Origin of the sequence: Streptomyces sp. BV286 (assembly GCF_019090165.1) — a bacterium.
In the GTDB taxonomy this organism is placed as follows: domain Bacteria; phylum Actinomycetota; class Actinomycetes; order Streptomycetales; family Streptomycetaceae; genus Streptomyces.
Genome location: NZ_JAHRIB010000048.1, coordinates 14,656 through 29,644, shown reverse-complemented (window position 1 = coordinate 29,644; position 14,989 = coordinate 14,656). Strand labels below are relative to the sequence as shown.

Genomic DNA, 14,989 nt, shown 5'->3' with positions numbered 1-14,989 from the left:
CATGACAACACATGCCTCGGGACGGTGACCGTGCGCGGAATCTTCAGCAGGGCCAGGGCCACGCTGGCCGCCGTACTCCTCGTAGTGGCCCTCGCGCCCATCGCCGAGGCAGCGACCGGACGGCAAACTGCCCCTGAGGCCGACGTCCGCCCCGGGATCACCGCAGCCGCGCCGGACTGGACGCCGCCGCTCAGCACCCGGGGGCGCTGGATAGTCGACGCCGACGGCGACCGCTTCAAGCTGCGCTCCGGCAACTGGCACGGAGCCAGCGGCACCTGGAACGGCTCGGGAAGCCCGGACGAGGACTCGGACCACCACGCGGGCGAGAACTCGGGCAGGATGCCGCTCGGTCTGGACCGCGCCTCCATGGCCGAGATCATCACCGCCTTCCAGGAGATCGGAATCAACAGCATCCGGCTGCCCTTCTCCAACGAGATGATCCACGACAGCCGCCCGGTCACCGACGATTCCGTGGCCGCCAATCCCTCCCTGCGCGGCAGGACACCGCTGCAGGTGTACGACGCCGTGGTGCGGGAACTCACGGCAGCCGGGCTCGCCGTGATCCTCAACAACCACACCAACACCACACGGTGGTGCTGCGGGGTCGACGGCAACGAACGCTGGAACGCGAGCCGGTCCGCCGAGACCTGGCAGACCGACTGGCTCTTCATGGCCCGCCGCTACCGGGACAACCAACGCGTCGTCGGCGCCGACCTCTACAACGAGGTGCGCCGCAATGTCCTGGACGATCCCAACTGGGGGCTCGGCGACAACCACGACTGGTTCGCCGCCTCGCAGCGCGTAGGTGACCGCATCCTCACGGAGGCCGACCCCGATCTCCTGATCATCGTTGAGGGCATCAACTGGACCGGCATCCCCGTCGACGGCCTCCCTCACGAACGCCCCACACTGGAGCCCGTACGCCGCCTCTCGCACACCTTGGTCGACTCCGGCAAGCTCGTGTACTCCGCTCACTTCTACGACTACACGGGCCCCAACCACAGCGGCGCCACCGGCACGGGCGAGACCAGCGACCCCCGCTACCGCGACCTCAGCCCCGCCGAACTCGTCAAGGTGCTGGACCGCCAGGCCTTCTTCGTGACCGCCGAGACGGACCGGCACTTCACCGCGCCTGTCTGGATCAGCGAGTTCGGAGTCGGTGGCCGGGACGAGACCGGGCCCAGACAGCGTGCGTGGTTCGAGAACTTCGTCGACCATCTCATCCGCACCGACGCAGACTTCGCGTACTGGCCGCTCGTCGGCTGGCACGAGAACCGCAAGGGCAACGGCTGGGCCCTGCTCCACTGGAACGCCGAGGGCCACCGTATGGGCCTCTACGACGGCGACGACTGGAGGGCCGCAGCCTGGACCAGGCTCGTCACCGCCCAGGGTCGCACCGGCCTGGTGAAGCCCGGGGCTCAGTGGTCGATGCTCAGCCCCGATCACGGTGACTTCGTCCAGTCGCGGCGGATGCGGGCCCTGCCGGACTGGAACTCCGGCGCCCGCAAAGCCGTGTGCCCCGACGGACAGCGCCTGCTCGGCCTCAGCCACACCGGCAACCGGGGCCTGTGCTCGGACGTGTCCACCGGCCCCTTGTGGGCTCCGGCCGGCGGGCATGCGGTGGTCACCGACGAGCGGCATGTCGAACCCGGCCAGGACTGGGCATCCGGATACACCAAACTCCAGTGCCTCAACGGCCACTTCCTCATCGGATACAGCGTCCGCGGCCCCGCCGTCTCCGCCGCCCTGTGCGCGGCCGCTCCGGCCGGCAGGCTCGGCACCAGCAGCCGTACCGTCTGGTTCGACCGGGGCGACAACCGGGGCTCGGCTGCCAAGGGCGGCGACTTCGCACAGACCCACTACAAGGGCCAGTGCGCGGACGACGAGTACGCGGCCGGGATCGCGTACACGGGCCGGGTGGGCTCGGCACGGACTCCGGACGCCCTGTACTGCCGAAAACTGAGCTGACCGGCGGCGCCCGTCGGACGGCGTCGCCGTGGGGCGACGAGGAGGCGTGAGACGCGCGTGACGAGTTCTGCGGTGTGCTCAGGACATTTGTGAGCCTGCCGAATCAGTCGGGTGGTGCACGGCCGTGGGGAGTGGGTGATCAGCCTTGCGTGGTCGCCCGGAGCTCGGCCGCAGCAGTCCCTAGTGACCGATGGTTGCCGGTGGCGGTGTCCAGCGGGACTTGGGCGGGATGGTGCTGCTGACTCCGAAGTCGTTCTTGAGCTGTTCGGGGATGGCGTAGTGCATGACGCGACCGCGGGTGAGGGAGGACAGTTCCAGGACGCTGGTCAGGTGGCCGAGTCGGTCCAGGGCCCAGCCGGCCAGGGGTGAGCGGTCCTCGATGGTTTCCAGCACTCCCAGCAGAGCCGGAGCGGCCTTGACGACGGTGTCCCAGTTGGTGCGGGGGACCTCCAGCCAGTCGGCGCAGGTGTCGCCCATCAGGAAGCGGATCAGGGCGGAGACGACCGGGTCGAAGAACGTGCCGGGCACGACTTCTTCGTACAGGTCGATGAGCTGGCGGGTGAGTTGGGCACCTTCCTCGCTGGGGCCCATGTGGCGGGTCATGTACAGGTCGGAGAACTCGCGGGCCGCCCGCAGGTCCTTGGGGACGTGGTCCTGGTCGATGCCGAGGATGGCGCCGACCACCCGCCAGGCGTAGTAGTAGGCCTCGGCGCCTTCGTTGCTCATGTGGATGCCGAGTCGGTGCAGGGCGTCGAGGACCTGGATGGAGAACATCATCTGCCCGCCGATCATGTCCTCCTGACAGATCGGCGTGCCCAGGGCCTCGGTGTCCCAGCGGTTCTCCCGCTTGAGGTGGTGGCGGATGGAGGCGTGCAGCAGCCGCACCTTCTGGGCGGCAGGGATGAAACGGCTGCCGGCTTCGAACGCTCCGGGCTGCATGAGGTAGACCGTGAACTGGCCCGTCTCGGCCATCCGCTTGGAGGGGTACTTGAGTGAATGCGTGGACGACAGCAGCCTGGCCACGTGGGGCAGGACGTAGCAGGCGGGCATCGATGCGAAGGACAGCGCGGTGGAGATGTGCACGTTGTTGTCGATGAAGAACAGCCGTGCTTTCTCCATCTCGGCCCAGTCCACCCAGTCGGGCGGCGTGCTGGTTACGTTCAGGTACTCGCGGGCGACGTCCGGCAGGCCCTCGGGAAGGTCCTGCCCGACGGTGGAGACGTAACGCATGAGCGTGTTGAACTTGCCGACCTCGCCGCGCTCGAACAGCGTCGCCACCGTCGCGTCGGCGAGCTCGTCCCCTTCGGTGCGCAGGGCGTCCATGGACGCTCGGGTGTAGGTCATGGTGCTCCTCCTGCGGGGGTGGCGGTCAGTGGGTGCGGGTGGCTGAGACGGTCGCCAGGGACTCCAGCGCACGGCGTGCGTCGGCAGTCACATCGGCGTCGGCCAGGACGTCGTGCGCCTCCCGCAGCCGTGCGGTGATCATGCCTTCGACGCGGGCTACGGCGCCGGTGCGGTGGGCGATCTCCCGGGCCCGTTCCACCTGTTGCTCGCTGATGTTCGCCTGCCCGAGCAGGTGGCGCAGCTCTCCGCGTTCCGCCTTGGTGGCGGACGAGAGCGTGTGGGCCATCAGCGCGGTCGGCCTGTTCCCGGCGAGGTCGTCGGCCGGGTCCTTGCCGGTCTGTTCTGGATCCCCGAACAGGCCCAGCAGGTCGTCGCGCAGCTGGAACGCCTCGCCCAGCGGCACGCCGAAGTCGCTGTAAGACTCCAGCAGCCGCCGTGGTGCGCCGGCGAGGAGGCCGCCGATCTGCAAAGGGTGTTCGACGGTGTACTTCGCGGTCTTGTAGCGGATCACCTTCACGGACGCGTCCGGATCCGGCGCGGCTCCGGTGCGCAGGATTTCCAGGCACTCACCGGCCACCAGTTCGCGGGCCAGGACCGCCCACAGAGGCCGGGCCCGGCTCAGGAAGGCGCCGGGAAGGCCGGAGTCGGTGAACAGCTGCCCGGCCATCGACATCAGCAGGTCACCCACCAGCATGGCCAGGGCCCTGGCCCCGGCCTTCGGCCGTGCGTGATCGGTGAGGACCTCGCGCAGGGCGATGTGCCCGGTCGGCCTGCCGTGCCGGGTACGGCTGTGGTCGATCAGGTCGTCGTGCACAGCGGCTGCCGCATGGACCAGTTCGATCGCGCCGGCGGCACGGACCAGCGCGTCGCTGTCGGGCTGACCTGCCCCGCGCCAGCCCCAGTAGCAGAACGCCGCCCTGAGTCGTTTGCCGTGCCCGGTCGCGGCGTGAAGCTGCTCCGCGACCGGCGCCAGATTGGCATCGATGTCGGCCAGCGCCTGTGCTTCGGCCGTGACGAATCCGCTGAGGACCTGGTCGACGCGCTTCTTCAGTAAGGCGTGCTCTTCCCGCTCACTCACCGCGGCTTCCCGCCTGGGTGCGGGCGGTGACGGTGCGGGCGAGGACTTCCATATGAGCCGGCGCGGTGGCCGCGTGCCGGTCCAGGAGCAGGCGGCCGCGGGCCTTCGTGTCCTCGTGGCCGTCCGCCAGGAGGTCCCCGAGATCCGCGCGACGCAGCAGACTGCTGACGCCGCCCATCGCACTGCTCAGCCCGCTGACCGCCAGATCGGCGAGGCCTGCCATCAGGGCCACCGCGTCTTCGGTCAGGCCCGGCCTCCGGCCGTCGTGGTGTGTCACAGCATGTCCCCCTGCGGCAAGACCCGCCCCGGCTCCGACCGACGGCACGGAGCAGCACGTGCCGGTGTTCGGCACCACATGATCCGAGTCTGACCACCGGACGCACCCGAGACGGCCGCAATGCACCATTGAGTGATCTTCTTCGGAGATCACCTCGTGCGGAGGGCGACACCTGTTACAGCCCTGGCACCTGCTTACGGCTCAGGGCACCCGTTACGGCACAGGTGCCCCGTCCGTGTCGGCGGCTTTCCGTGCCACGTAGACGGTGTTGGTCGCGGTGCCGCCCTGCAGGGGGTTGTCGAAGTCGACGACGTGAGCTTCCGACGTGGCGAAGACACCCGCGAGGACGGCGTTGAACTGTTCGTCCGGCGGATCGTTGGACCAGAGAGCGAAGACGCCGTCGGGGAGGAGACGGTCGGCGAGGGCGCGCATGCCGGCGGGCTCGTAGAGCGCCGCGTGACGTGGATGCAGCACATGGCGTGGCGAATGGTCCACGTCCAGCAGGACGGCGTGGAAGCGCCGTCCCGGCTCCTGGGGGTCCAGACCGTCGGCGCCCTGGACCAGCGCGAAGAAGTCGCCCTGGACCAGGCGGCAGCGGGGGTCCGATGCCAGGGAGGCGCCCAGCGGGACCAGGTGGCGCTGGTGCCACTCGATGACCTCGGCGAGTGCGTCGATGACGACCAGGGAGCGGAGCCGTGGGTCGTCCAGGGCTGCCTGGGCGGTGTAACCGAGGCCGAGGCCGCCCACCGCGACATCGAGAGGGGTGTCGGGGAGGTCCGCCAGGCCGAGCCGGGTCAGGGCGATCTCGCCCGCGGTGAAGAGGCTGGACATCAGGAACTCGTCGCCGAGCTTCACCTCGTACACGTCGTCGCCGGATGCCGGGTCCCGTCGGCGCCGAAGGCTGATGTCGCCCATCGGTGTCGGGCGCCAGTCGATCTCCTCGAAACGCGCGCTCATCCGTTCGCCTTTCTGATGCCGACGATGTGTACGTCCGGGGCCCGGCTCTGCGGGCTCAGATCCGTGCGCCTCCCTGCCGTCGGCCATGGCAGGGAGGCGAGCGCCGGTGCGGGACGTGTCAGGCGTCGATGATGACGGGGATGATCAGGGGCCTGCGACGGTAGGTGCGGAACGCCCAGTTCGCCACGGCGCGGGCGATGAGCTGTTCCAGCTGGTGGGCGTCGCCGACGCCCTCGGCGGCCGCGGTGGCCAGCGTCTTCTCGATCACCGGGATGACGGGTTCGAACGTGGCGTCGTCGTGGACGAACCCGCGGGCCAGGAAGTCGGGGGCCTCGGCGAGGCTGCCGGTGTCGGCGTCGACGATCGCCACGACCGTGACCACGCCTTCCTCCGCGAGGGTGAGGCGGTCCTTGAGGGAGGCCTCGGTGGCTCCGCCGACCTCCATACCGTCCACGTAGACGTTGCCCGCGGGCACCTTGCCGGTGATCGACACGCGCCCGTCGACGAGGTCGACGACGACGCCGTCCTCGGCGATGACCACTCGCTCGGGGTCGACACCGGTACGGATGGCCAGATCGGCGTTGGCCCGCAGATGGCGCCACTCGCCGTGCACCGGCATGACGTTGCGCGGCTTGACGATGTTGTAGCAGTAGACGAGTTCACCGGCGCTGGCGTGCCCGGAGACGTGCACCTTGGCATTGCCCTTGTGGACGACATGGGCGCCCCACCGGGTCAGTCCGTTGATCACCCGGTAGATGGCGTTCTCGTTGCCGGGGATCAGGGAACTGGCGAGCAGGACGGTGTCGCCCTTGCCGATGCGGATCACATGGTCGCGGTTGGCCATCCGGGAGAGCGCGGCCATCGGCTCGCCCTGGGATCCGGTGCACACCAGGGTGATCTTGTGGTCGGGGAGCTTCTCCAGCTCCTTCATGCTGACCACGAGACCGCGGGGCACCTTCAGATAGCCCAGGTCGCGGGCGATGCCCATGTTGCGGACCATGGAGCGGCCCACGAAGGCGACCTTGCGGCCGTGCTGGTGGGCGGCGTCCAGGACCTGCTGGATGCGGTGCACATGGCTGGCGAAGCTGGAGACGATCACCCGTCGCGGCGCGGTGCGCAGGACCTGCTCGATCGCGGGGTTCAGCTCGCGCTCGGAGACGGTGAAGCCGGGCACTTCGGCGTTGGTGGAGTCGGTGAGGAACAGGTCGACGCCCTCCTCGCCGAGGCGGGCGAAGGCGCGCAGGTCGGTGATGCGCTCGTCCAGCGGGAACTGGTCCATCTTGAAGTCGCCGGTGTGCAGGACCATCCCGGCACCGGTACGGATCGCGACCGCCAGGGCGTCCGGGATGGAGTGGTTGACCGCAACGAACTCGCAGTTGAAGGGCCCGAGGTCGCGCCGGTCGCCCTCCCGCACCCGCACCGTGCGCGGCCGGATGCCGTGCTCCTTGAGCTTGGCCTCCAGGAACGCCAGGGTCAGTTTCGAGCCGACGACGGGGATGTCGGACCGCTCGCGCAGCAGGTACGGGACACCGCCGATGTGGTCCTCGTGACCGTGGGTGAGTACCACGGCCACGATGTCGTCCAGGCGCTCCCGGATCGAGGTGAAGTCCGGCAGGATCACGTCCACGCCGGGCTGGGTCTCCTCGGGGAACAGCACGCCACAGTCGACGATGAGCAGCTTGCCGGCGTACTCGAAGACGGTCATGTTGCGGCCGATCTCGCCGAGGCCGCCCAGGGCGACGACCCGCAGCCCTCCCTCGGGCAGGGGCGGGGCGGCTTGCAACTCTGGATGCGGATGGCTCATACCGTGACGGTACCGGAGAGTCGGAACGGATGATCCACTGCCTGCGCGGTCTCTCCTTCCCGAGGTCCGCATCCACACCTGCGGGGGTGCCGTGGATCACCCGGGCCACGCGGGCAGGGGCGACGGCCGTTCTCGTCGGCCGCGGCGTGTCGGCGGTGTGAAGGACGTGCGGGCGTGTCATCCGGGCGCCGACGAGGTCGCAGTGGGTCGCTTGTTGATCCACTTCCTCAGCGGGTAGGCGGTTCGGCATGGCTGAAGTGGTGGAGGCTGGACTGTGGGGGTTGGTGGCGGGCTCGGCGCTCCTGCTCGGTGCCGCTCTGGGGTACGGGCTGCGGGTGCCGCAGAAGGTCATCGCGACCGTGATGGCGTTCGGGGCCGGGGTGCTGATCTCCGCGGTGTCCTTCGAGCTGGTGGGGAAGGCGTACGAGCAGGCGGGGCTTGCTCCCGCGGTCGTCGGCACCCTCATCGGCGCCGTGGCCTACACCGGGGGCAACGTGTGGTTGGCCCGCCGGGGTGCGCGCCACCGCAAGCGTTCCGGTCACGAGCAGGCGAGGGCGCAACCCTCTGAGGGCGAGCAGGGCGGGTCCGGGACGGCGCTCGCGCTCGGCGCCCTGCTCGACGGGGTTCCGGAGTCCGCCGTCATCGGCGTGAGTCTGCTCAACGGCGGCGCGGTCAGTCTGGTGACGGTGGCCGCCGTGTTCATCAGCAACGTCCCCGAGGGCCTGTCCAGTTCGGCGGGGATGAAGAAGGCCGGTCGCACCAAGGGATACGTCTTCGGTACCTGGGCGGCCATCGCCGCGGCCTCCACGGTGTCGGCCGTCCTCGGTTACACGGTGGTCGGCTCCTTCTCCCCCGCCGTGATCGCCGCCGTGACCGCGGTCGCGGCCGGAGCGATCCTCGCCATGATCGCCGACACCATGATCCCCGAGGCCTTCGACGACGCCCACCTGGCGATCGGGCTGATCACCGTCAGCGGGTTCCTCGTCTCGTTCGCCCTGTCCCACGCCTGATCGCCGGGGTCGGCGTCGGATTCCGGGACGCGGTCACCGACGGCGGTGCGCTGTGACGATCCAGGCACGCGAGTCGAAGTACACGCCCCCGTCGGTGGTGTGGGCGTCGAGGGTGGTGCGCAGCCGCGCGCGTACCTGCTCGGCGGCCGCGGTGTCGAGGGTGGCGAGCAGTTCCCTGACCTCCCAGAGGCGGAGCACGGCGTCGAAGGCGGTGGCGCTGTCCGGGCCGTAGTAGACGGGCTCGTGCACGTCGGTGAAGGTGACGTCCGCGAAGCCGGCAGCCGTCAGGACGCCCTCCGTGACGACCGGGTCGGCGAGTGAGAACGCGTCCGGGCCGTGGGGTGCGGCCGATGCGGCGGTGAGGGTGCGGCGGATCGCGGTGGCCCACTCGTTGCGGTCGCGTTCCTGCCAGACCAGCATCACCAGGCGCCCCGCGGGCCGCAGCGCGCGCCCGACGTTGGTGAAGGCGGCGACGGGGTCGGCGAAGAACATCGTTCCGAACCTGCTGATACAGAGGTCGAAACGCTCAGGCGGAAAGGCGTGGACCTGGGCGTCCGCCTGCTGGAAGGTGATGTTGGTCAGTCCCTGGTCGTCGCTGAGCCGGCGGGCCCGTTCGAGCATGGGTTCGGAAAGGTCGAGGCCTACCGCGCTTCCGTCGGCGGCGGCGCGGGCGGCCTCGCGGGTGGACTGGCCCGTGCCGCAGCCGATGTCGAGGACACGGTCGCGTGAGCCGACGCGGGCAGCGGTGCGGAAGAGATCGTTGTGCAGACGCAGTTCCGCGTCGTAGTCGAACAGGTCGGACATCACCGTCACCGGATCCTTTCGTTGTCGAATGCGACGGGGCCGTCGCGGAGTACGCCTCGCACCTGGTCCACGGACACTGTCTCCGGTGCGAACTCCGCCAGCCACCACGTGGCGCCCGCCTCGGCGTAGGGCGCCGGGTCACTGCCGGGTGGGAGGGGAACGGCGATGTCGTACGGGGTCGTCCTTGACCCACGGAGACCGGTGAGGGTGGTGACGATGTCGGCGAGCTGGTCCGGGTGTTCGAGATTGACCGGGACCAACCCGTCGTGCCGGGCGGCACGGCGCAGGGGTCTGACGTTGCCGGGAAGTCCCGCGGCCCACACCGGCACGCCGGGGCGCTGAACCGGACGGGGAAGGAAGGTGACGTCGTCGACGGTGTAGTGGCTGCCGTGATGGTGCACCGGCCTACCGGACCACGCGGCGGTGAGGATCTCCAGTGACTCGTCGAGCATCCGGCCCCGCCGTCGGTCGTCGAGTTCCTCGCCCGTCGCGCTCAGTTCGCCGGCGAAGCGATCGCTGCCGAGACCGACGCCGAGCGTGAGGCGGCCGCCGCTCAGCCGGTCCAGCGTGGCGGTCTCCCGGGCGACCTTGGTCGGCCGACGCCGGGCAAGGGCTGTGACCATGGGGCCGAACCGGAGGCGTTCGGTGGCGGTGGCGATCGCGGCCAGCGTGATCCACGGGTCGGCCACCTGCCGGACCGGCGCCCGCCAGCGCAGGTGGTCCCATACGAAGACGCCGTGCCAGCCGGTCTCCTCCGCCTCGGCGGCCAGACGTGCGACCGCCGCGGGGTCGCAGAGCTCGTCGAAGAGCGGCAGCCAGAGTGCCGATCGCAAGGGGGTCATCGCCGGCCGCCGGTGTGCTGGAGCAGGGCGGGGACGAACACGTCCCAGAGCGCTTTCGGCAGGTCGTGCCCGGCGCCTTCCAGGGTCAGCAGTGTCGCGCCGGGGATCGCGTCGCGCAGCGCGTGCCCGTGCGGGAGCGGGCAGACCGGGTCGTGGTCACCGTGCACCACCAGGGTCGGCGCCTTGACGGAGGCGAAATCGCGGGACGACCCGTCGAAGCTCATCGCGTAGTGGTTGACGAGGGTGGACGCGATGTCGCGGGTGCGGGCCACGTCCCTCTCGACGAGCGCGCGCGTGGCCCTCTCGTCGAAGTAGGGCGAGCCGCCCGAGCACGCCTTCGCCGAGGCGACGACGAAGTCCACCACCGCGCCAGCATCGGCGGGGTCCGGGTCGGCGGGAATACCGCTGGTGACCTCGTCCGAGGACGGCGGGAGTCCGTTCTCCCCGGTGGAGGTGGAGACGAACGTCAGTGACTCCACCCGGTCGGAGTGGTCCACGCCCATGATCAGCCCGATGCCGCCGGACATGGACCGGCAGACGATGTGTGCGCGGTCGATCTCCAGGGCGTCCAGGATGCCGAGGGCGTCCCCGGCCAGGTCGGTGTACGTGTAACCCGGCCGCCCCGGCGGGTAACCGGTGGACCTGCCGGTGTCCCGGTTGTCGTAGCGGATCACGAACCGGCCGTCGCGGGCGATCCGTTCGCACAGCTCTGTCTCCCACCACAGCATCGAGGCGGTCGCGCCGTCGATGAGCAGGATCACCGGGTTCGCGGGGTTTCCGAAGGTCTCGATGCACAGCTCGACGTCGTTGATCTCGACGAGCTTCTCTCCGTGCGAAAGGGGTTCGGTCATGAACGTCACGCTAGACCCGGCGGTCGATCGGCAAAAGCGATAGTTTCCGATCACTTCGATCGCCATCAGCGATGGCCTTGGTTATGGTGGTCTCATGTCCGATGTTGAACTGCGGCATCTCGCCGCGATGGCCGCGGTGGCCGACGAGGGCTCGTTCGGGCGGGCGGCCGCGCGGCTCGGGTACACCCAGTCGACGGTGAGTCAGCAGATCGCCGCTTTGGAGAAGTCGGTCGGCGGTGCCGTGTTCGACCGGCCGGGCGGCCCGAAACCGGTGCGGATCACCCCGCTCGGCGCGGTGGTCCTGGCACACGGACGCGAACTGCTGGCGAAGGCCCAGGCGATGGCGACAGCCGTCGACCGGTTCAAGGCCGGCGACGGCCGGATCGACATCGGCACCTTCCAGAGCGTGTCCAACGTGATCCTGCCGCTGGTCGTCCGCGCGCTTCGGGACGAGCACCCCGGCTGCGACATCAGACTGTTCGAGGAGGAGACCGACAAACCAGAGGTCCACGAACTCGATCTGATGTTCTTCGACGGCCGCGTCGACGGCGATGTCGAACACCGCAAACTGCTCGACGACCCCTACGTGTTGGTGGCCCGCCGCGGCGCCTTCCCCGACGGACCGGTGCGCACGGCCCGTCTTGACGGCGCACCGATGGTGGCGCACCCGCCGATCTGCGACCAGGCCCGGATGGAACAGGCGCTCGCACGCCGTGGCGTGCGGCCGCACATCGTGTGCCGCACGGCGGGGAACGAGACCGTGCTGTCGATGGTGCGCGCCGGCATGGGTTCGGCGATCGTGCCGCAACTCACCGTCCACGGTGCCGACCTCGGCTCCGACGCGTCGCTGTGCGTCCACGAACTCGAACCGGGGCTCCCACCACGCGAGATCTTCCTGCTGTGGCAGGCGCATCGCACGCACTCCCCGCTCGCGGCCCGGGCGATCGAGATCGCGGTGGACATCGCAGGGAAGATCGTCGAGCGCGCCTGACCCGATCGAGTGCGCTGCAGGGCGGAGACGGCCCGGGCCACGACGGGTAGGTCGGCTTCGAGTACGCCCCCGGGCCAGTACGTGGAAGGGCTCGGCCGGCTCGCAGACTACCGAGGGGAACGCCCATGAGGATCGTCATCACCGGTGGATTCGGCTTCCTGGGGAGGCTGGTCGCCGACGCCCTGCTCACGCGGCGGACCCTGTGCGGTGTGCCCGTCGACCGACTGGTACTCGCCGACCGGTTCGTACCCCCGGATGCGCCGGTGGTGGAAGACCCGCTGGTGGACGTCGTCCAGGGTGACCTGAGCGAGCGCCTCGACACGATCTTCGCGCAGCCCGTGCACGTCCTCATCCATCTCGCGTCGGCCGTCTCGGCCGAGTGCGAGACCGACTTCGACCTCGGCATGAGCGCCAACCTGGACACCACCCGTGCGCTGCTCGACGCCGCCCGCTCCCAGTCGCGTGGCGGCGGGCCGACACCCCGGCTGGTGTTCTCCAGCAGCATCGCGGTCTACGGCTCCGACCCGGAACTGCAACTGCCGCCCCTCATCAGCGAGTCCACGCTCCCCACCCCGCAGTCCAGCTACGGGGCGCAGAAGCGCGTCTGCGAGCAGTTGATCGCCGAATTCACGCGCCGGGGCTTCGTCGACGGACGCGTGGCGCGCCTCATGACCGTCTCGGTGCGGTCGGGCAAGCCGAACGCGGCTGCCTCCGGCTTCCTGTCCGGCATCGTCCGCGAGCCCCTCTCCGGACTGCCGGCCGTGTGCCCGGTCGACCCGGGCCTCCAAGTCGCCCTGGCCTCACCGCGGCGCACCGTCGAGGGCATCCTCCGCATCACCGAAGCCGAGCGCGGCAGCGGCCCCGGCAGGCTGGAGGGCACGCTTCCGGTCAACCTGCCGGCGCTGACGGTCACGGTCGCCGAGATGCTGGACACACTGCGCCGGGTGGCCGGCGAGGCCGTCGCCGACCTCGTGGCCGTCGCGCCCGACCCCGTCGTCGAGGCCATCGTCGGCTCGTGGCCCGCGGTTTTCGACGACTCGCGCGCCAGGGCGCTCGGCCTCCGCCCCGACGACAGCTTCGAGTCCGTCCTCAGGGCATACGTCGAGGACCACCCCGCAGCCGTCACAGCCGAGGTGACCGCGCCCTGACGTGCGCCGGATCCGAGTCCCGCCCATGAGGGTATGGCTGGAGGCGCCCCCCACCCGGACCACGGTGACGTGGGGAAGTCCCTGGTGAATCCTGAGTGGAAGCCGGGGCCCGACGCGACGGCGCGGAACCTCTGCAGGAGATTCCGCGCCGCCTTCATCGGGTCATGCGGCAACGTGCCGTGCTACCGGGCTCAGAAGCGGTCCGGGGCACGCTCGGGGAGCGGAGAGCCGGGGAGCACGTCCCGCCTCTGGTCCTTCCGCGCCTCCGCGTTCGACTCGGCCGTCGCTGCGCAGGTCACGTCCTTCGCCGGGAGCTTGCCGGTGAGCAGGTAGCCGGTGACCGTGTCGTCCGTACACGCGTTGCCGTTCGGGTAGACGCCATGGCCCTCGCCGCCGAGGACGGTGACCATTTTCGAGCCCTTCAGGTCGGCGTGCAGCGCCTGACCGCTGGGCAGCGGGGTCTGCGAGTCCCACTCGTTCTGGACGACCAGGGATCCGACCCTGTTGTTCACCTTGGTCGCCGGCTCCACCGATTCGCCCCAGAAAGCACAGGGCTTGATGCTGGAGGTGAAGTCACCGAAGAGCGGGTAACGGCCCTTGTCCTCGATGGCATCCCGCCGGTAACTCTCGGGATCGCGGGACCACGCGGCCGAGTTGTCACCGCACACGACGGCCCAGAAGCTCGCCGTCCCGTTGTCGGACGGCACCTCGACGGCACCTGAGGTTCCGGTCCCCTCGGATCGGGCGAACGCGGCGAGCTTCCTCGTGGAGGCGGGCTTGCCGGCCGCGGCCTTCTTCAGCTCCACCATCCCCTCGGTCGCGTACTCCGGGCTGAAGACCGCCCCGCGCATACCGCTGCGGATGTCGTCACCGGTGGTCGGCTGCCCCTCCACTTCGATGGGCGTGTCGTCGGCCTGCGCGACCAGATCCCAGAAGGTCCGTTCGACCTCCTTCGAGGTGTCACCAAGGGCGTACTTCTCCGAACGGGCGGCGGCCCACGCGGTCCACCGGTCGAACGCGGGCTCGGCGCCCTCGGCCCACCACTGGATCATCCCTCGCCAGGCGCGCGCCGGATCGACTGCGCTGTCCAGCACGAAGCGGTCCGCCCGGCCCGGGAAGAGCTGGGCGTACACGGCACCCAGGTAGGTGCCGTACGAGTAGCCGAGGTACGAGATCTTCTTCTCACCGAGGACGGCCCGGATCAGGTCCATGTCGCGCGCGGTGTTGCGCGTGGTGATGTGCTGAAGCGTCTCGCCTGCCTTCTCCTTGCACTTGTTCGCGATGCCGCTCACCCAGGCGACGTCCTTGGCGAACGTCTCCTCCTTGTAGGGCCGCAGCCAGTTGTCGTCCTCCGGTTCCAGGTCGCAGGTGACCGGGCTGCTCTGTCCCACACCGCGCGGGTCGAAGCCGATGAGGTCGAACTTCCGCTGTGCGGACTCGGGGAGCTTCTCCTGCATCCCCAGCGGCATGTAGAGACCCCGCCCGCCCGGGCCGCCGGGATTGGAGAACAGGACACCGTGCCGCTTGTCGGGAGAGGTGCTCTTGATCCGGGATATGGCCAAGCCGATCTGCTTGCCCTCTGGAACCCGGTAGTCCAGCGGCACCTTGATCACGGCACACTGGAACTCGGCCGGGGAGTCGGCTTCGCACCGCTTCCACCGCGGCTTCTGCTGCACATACCGGTCCAGCGCACCCTTGGCGGTGGACAAGGAGGCAGTTGACGGGGCGACGGCCGGAGCGGCGGTGGCCGTCGAGGCGGGAAGCGCGGGAGTCAGCGTTGCCGCGACACCTACAGCCACCAAGGGCGCGAGACGTCGTCTGCGCACGATATCGATCCTTCCGGTCGTATGTTCGGACAGGAAAGATCTTGCAGGGAGCGGTCAGGCACGCGGATCCCCCACTGGGTCGCACCTCC

At 69.8% G+C, this 14,989-nt stretch carries 13 protein-coding genes; 4 read left to right on the top strand and 9 right to left on the bottom strand.

What is annotated here, in order from left to right; genetic code table 11:
* Window positions 1–30 precede the first annotated feature (30 nt).
* The gene (locus KUF83_RS06640; protein WP_217453620.1) at window positions 31–1,968 is read left to right on the top strand and encodes a glycoside hydrolase family 5 protein; all 1,938 of its coding nucleotides are present in this window, start codon (window positions 31–33) and stop codon (window positions 1,966–1,968) included.
* Between the two features lie 180 nt (window positions 1,969–2,148).
* Here the strand turns inward: KUF83_RS06640 and KUF83_RS06635 are convergent, their stop codons facing one another.
* The 5 genes from KUF83_RS06635 to KUF83_RS06615 form a co-directional block, all read right to left on the bottom strand.
* Window positions 2,149–3,312, bottom strand: coding sequence for an oxygenase MpaB family protein (locus KUF83_RS06635; RefSeq protein ID WP_217453619.1), 1,164 nt, complete (start codon window positions 3,310–3,312; stop codon window positions 2,149–2,151).
* A 25-nt stretch (window positions 3,313–3,337) separates the two neighbouring features.
* Window positions 3,338–4,390 carry a polyprenyl synthetase family protein gene (locus tag KUF83_RS06630; protein ID WP_217453618.1) on the bottom strand — a complete coding sequence of 351 codons (1,053 nt, stop codon included), beginning with the start codon at window positions 4,388–4,390 and terminating at the stop codon, window positions 3,338–3,340.
* A complete protein-coding gene (locus KUF83_RS06625; RefSeq protein WP_217453617.1) occupies window positions 4,383–4,667 on the bottom strand; it encodes a polyprenyl synthetase in 285 nt (94 codons plus the stop codon). Before KUF83_RS06625 ends, KUF83_RS06630 begins: the two co-directional genes overlap by 8 nt.
* Before the next feature lie 213 nt (window positions 4,668–4,880).
* On the bottom strand, window positions 4,881–5,624 hold the full coding sequence (locus KUF83_RS06620; RefSeq protein WP_217453616.1) for a spermidine synthase: 744 nt from the start codon (window positions 5,622–5,624) through the stop codon (window positions 4,881–4,883).
* Window positions 5,625–5,742: 118 nt separating this feature from the next.
* Window positions 5,743–7,428 carry a ribonuclease J gene (locus KUF83_RS06615; protein ID WP_217453615.1) on the bottom strand — a complete coding sequence of 562 codons (1,686 nt, stop codon included), beginning with the start codon at window positions 7,426–7,428 and terminating at the stop codon, window positions 5,743–5,745.
* A 248-nt stretch (window positions 7,429–7,676) separates the two neighbouring features.
* Between KUF83_RS06615 and KUF83_RS06610 the strand changes: the two genes are divergently transcribed.
* The gene (locus tag KUF83_RS06610) at window positions 7,677–8,438 is read left to right on the top strand and encodes a ZIP family metal transporter (RefSeq protein WP_217453614.1); all 762 of its coding nucleotides are present in this window, start codon (window positions 7,677–7,679) and stop codon (window positions 8,436–8,438) included.
* A 33-nt stretch (window positions 8,439–8,471) separates the two neighbouring features.
* On the opposite strand, the gene KUF83_RS06605 is transcribed toward KUF83_RS06610, so the two are convergent.
* From KUF83_RS06605 to KUF83_RS06595, 3 genes are read right to left on the bottom strand one after another with little or no spacing between them, the layout of a single operon-like run.
* Window positions 8,472–9,242, bottom strand: coding sequence for a class I SAM-dependent methyltransferase (locus KUF83_RS06605; RefSeq protein ID WP_254643464.1), 771 nt, complete (start codon window positions 9,240–9,242; stop codon window positions 8,472–8,474).
* Window positions 9,243–9,247: 5 nt separating this feature from the next.
* On the bottom strand, window positions 9,248–10,084 hold the full coding sequence (locus KUF83_RS06600; RefSeq protein WP_217453612.1) for an LLM class flavin-dependent oxidoreductase: 837 nt from the start codon (window positions 10,082–10,084) through the stop codon (window positions 9,248–9,250).
* The gene (locus tag KUF83_RS06595; RefSeq protein ID WP_217453611.1) at window positions 10,081–10,935 is read right to left on the bottom strand and encodes an alpha/beta fold hydrolase; all 855 of its coding nucleotides are present in this window, start codon (window positions 10,933–10,935) and stop codon (window positions 10,081–10,083) included. Before KUF83_RS06595 ends, KUF83_RS06600 begins: the two co-directional genes overlap by 4 nt.
* A 94-nt stretch (window positions 10,936–11,029) precedes the next feature.
* On the opposite strand from KUF83_RS06595, the gene KUF83_RS06590 reads away from it, so the two are divergent.
* Together KUF83_RS06590 and denD are read left to right on the top strand one after the other, a co-directional pair.
* Window positions 11,030–11,926 (top strand): LysR family transcriptional regulator, encoded by an 897-nt coding sequence (locus KUF83_RS06590; RefSeq protein ID WP_217453610.1) that lies wholly within the window; start codon window positions 11,030–11,032, stop codon window positions 11,924–11,926.
* A 125-nt stretch (window positions 11,927–12,051) separates the two neighbouring features.
* Complete coding sequence (gene denD, locus KUF83_RS06585; protein WP_217453609.1) at window positions 12,052–13,074, top strand: D-erythronate dehydrogenase; 1,023 nt, start codon at window positions 12,052–12,054, stop codon at window positions 13,072–13,074.
* Window positions 13,075–13,265: 191 nt separating this feature from the next.
* Here denD and KUF83_RS06580 read toward each other — a convergent pair whose 3' ends face one another.
* Window positions 13,266–14,900, bottom strand: a complete 1,635-nt coding sequence (locus tag KUF83_RS06580) for an alpha/beta hydrolase (RefSeq protein ID WP_217453608.1) — start codon at window positions 14,898–14,900, stop codon at window positions 13,266–13,268.
* Between the last annotated feature and the right edge of the window lie 89 nt (window positions 14,901–14,989).

Coding starts and splice junctions, on each gene's coding strand:
- KUF83_RS06635 (WP_217453619.1), bottom strand. CDS start 3,312: ATGACCTACACCCGAGCGTCCATGGACGCCCTGCGCACCGAAGGGGAC.
- KUF83_RS06620 (WP_217453616.1), bottom strand. CDS start 5,624: ATGAGCGCGCGTTTCGAGGAGATCGACTGGCGCCCGACACCGATGGGC.
- KUF83_RS06615 (WP_217453615.1), bottom strand. CDS start 7,428: ATGAGCCATCCGCATCCAGAGTTGCAAGCCGCCCCGCCCCTGCCCGAG.
- KUF83_RS06610 (WP_217453614.1), top strand. CDS start 7,677: ATGGCTGAAGTGGTGGAGGCTGGACTGTGGGGGTTGGTGGCGGGCTCG.
- KUF83_RS06605 (WP_254643464.1), bottom strand. CDS start 9,242: ATGTCCGACCTGTTCGACTACGACGCGGAACTGCGTCTGCACAACGAT.
- KUF83_RS06600 (WP_217453612.1), bottom strand. CDS start 10,084: ATGACCCCCTTGCGATCGGCACTCTGGCTGCCGCTCTTCGACGAGCTC.
- KUF83_RS06595 (WP_217453611.1), bottom strand. CDS start 10,935: ATGACCGAACCCCTTTCGCACGGAGAGAAGCTCGTCGAGATCAACGAC.
- KUF83_RS06590 (WP_217453610.1), top strand. CDS start 11,030: ATGTCCGATGTTGAACTGCGGCATCTCGCCGCGATGGCCGCGGTGGCC.
- denD (WP_217453609.1), top strand. CDS start 12,052: ATGAGGATCGTCATCACCGGTGGATTCGGCTTCCTGGGGAGGCTGGTC.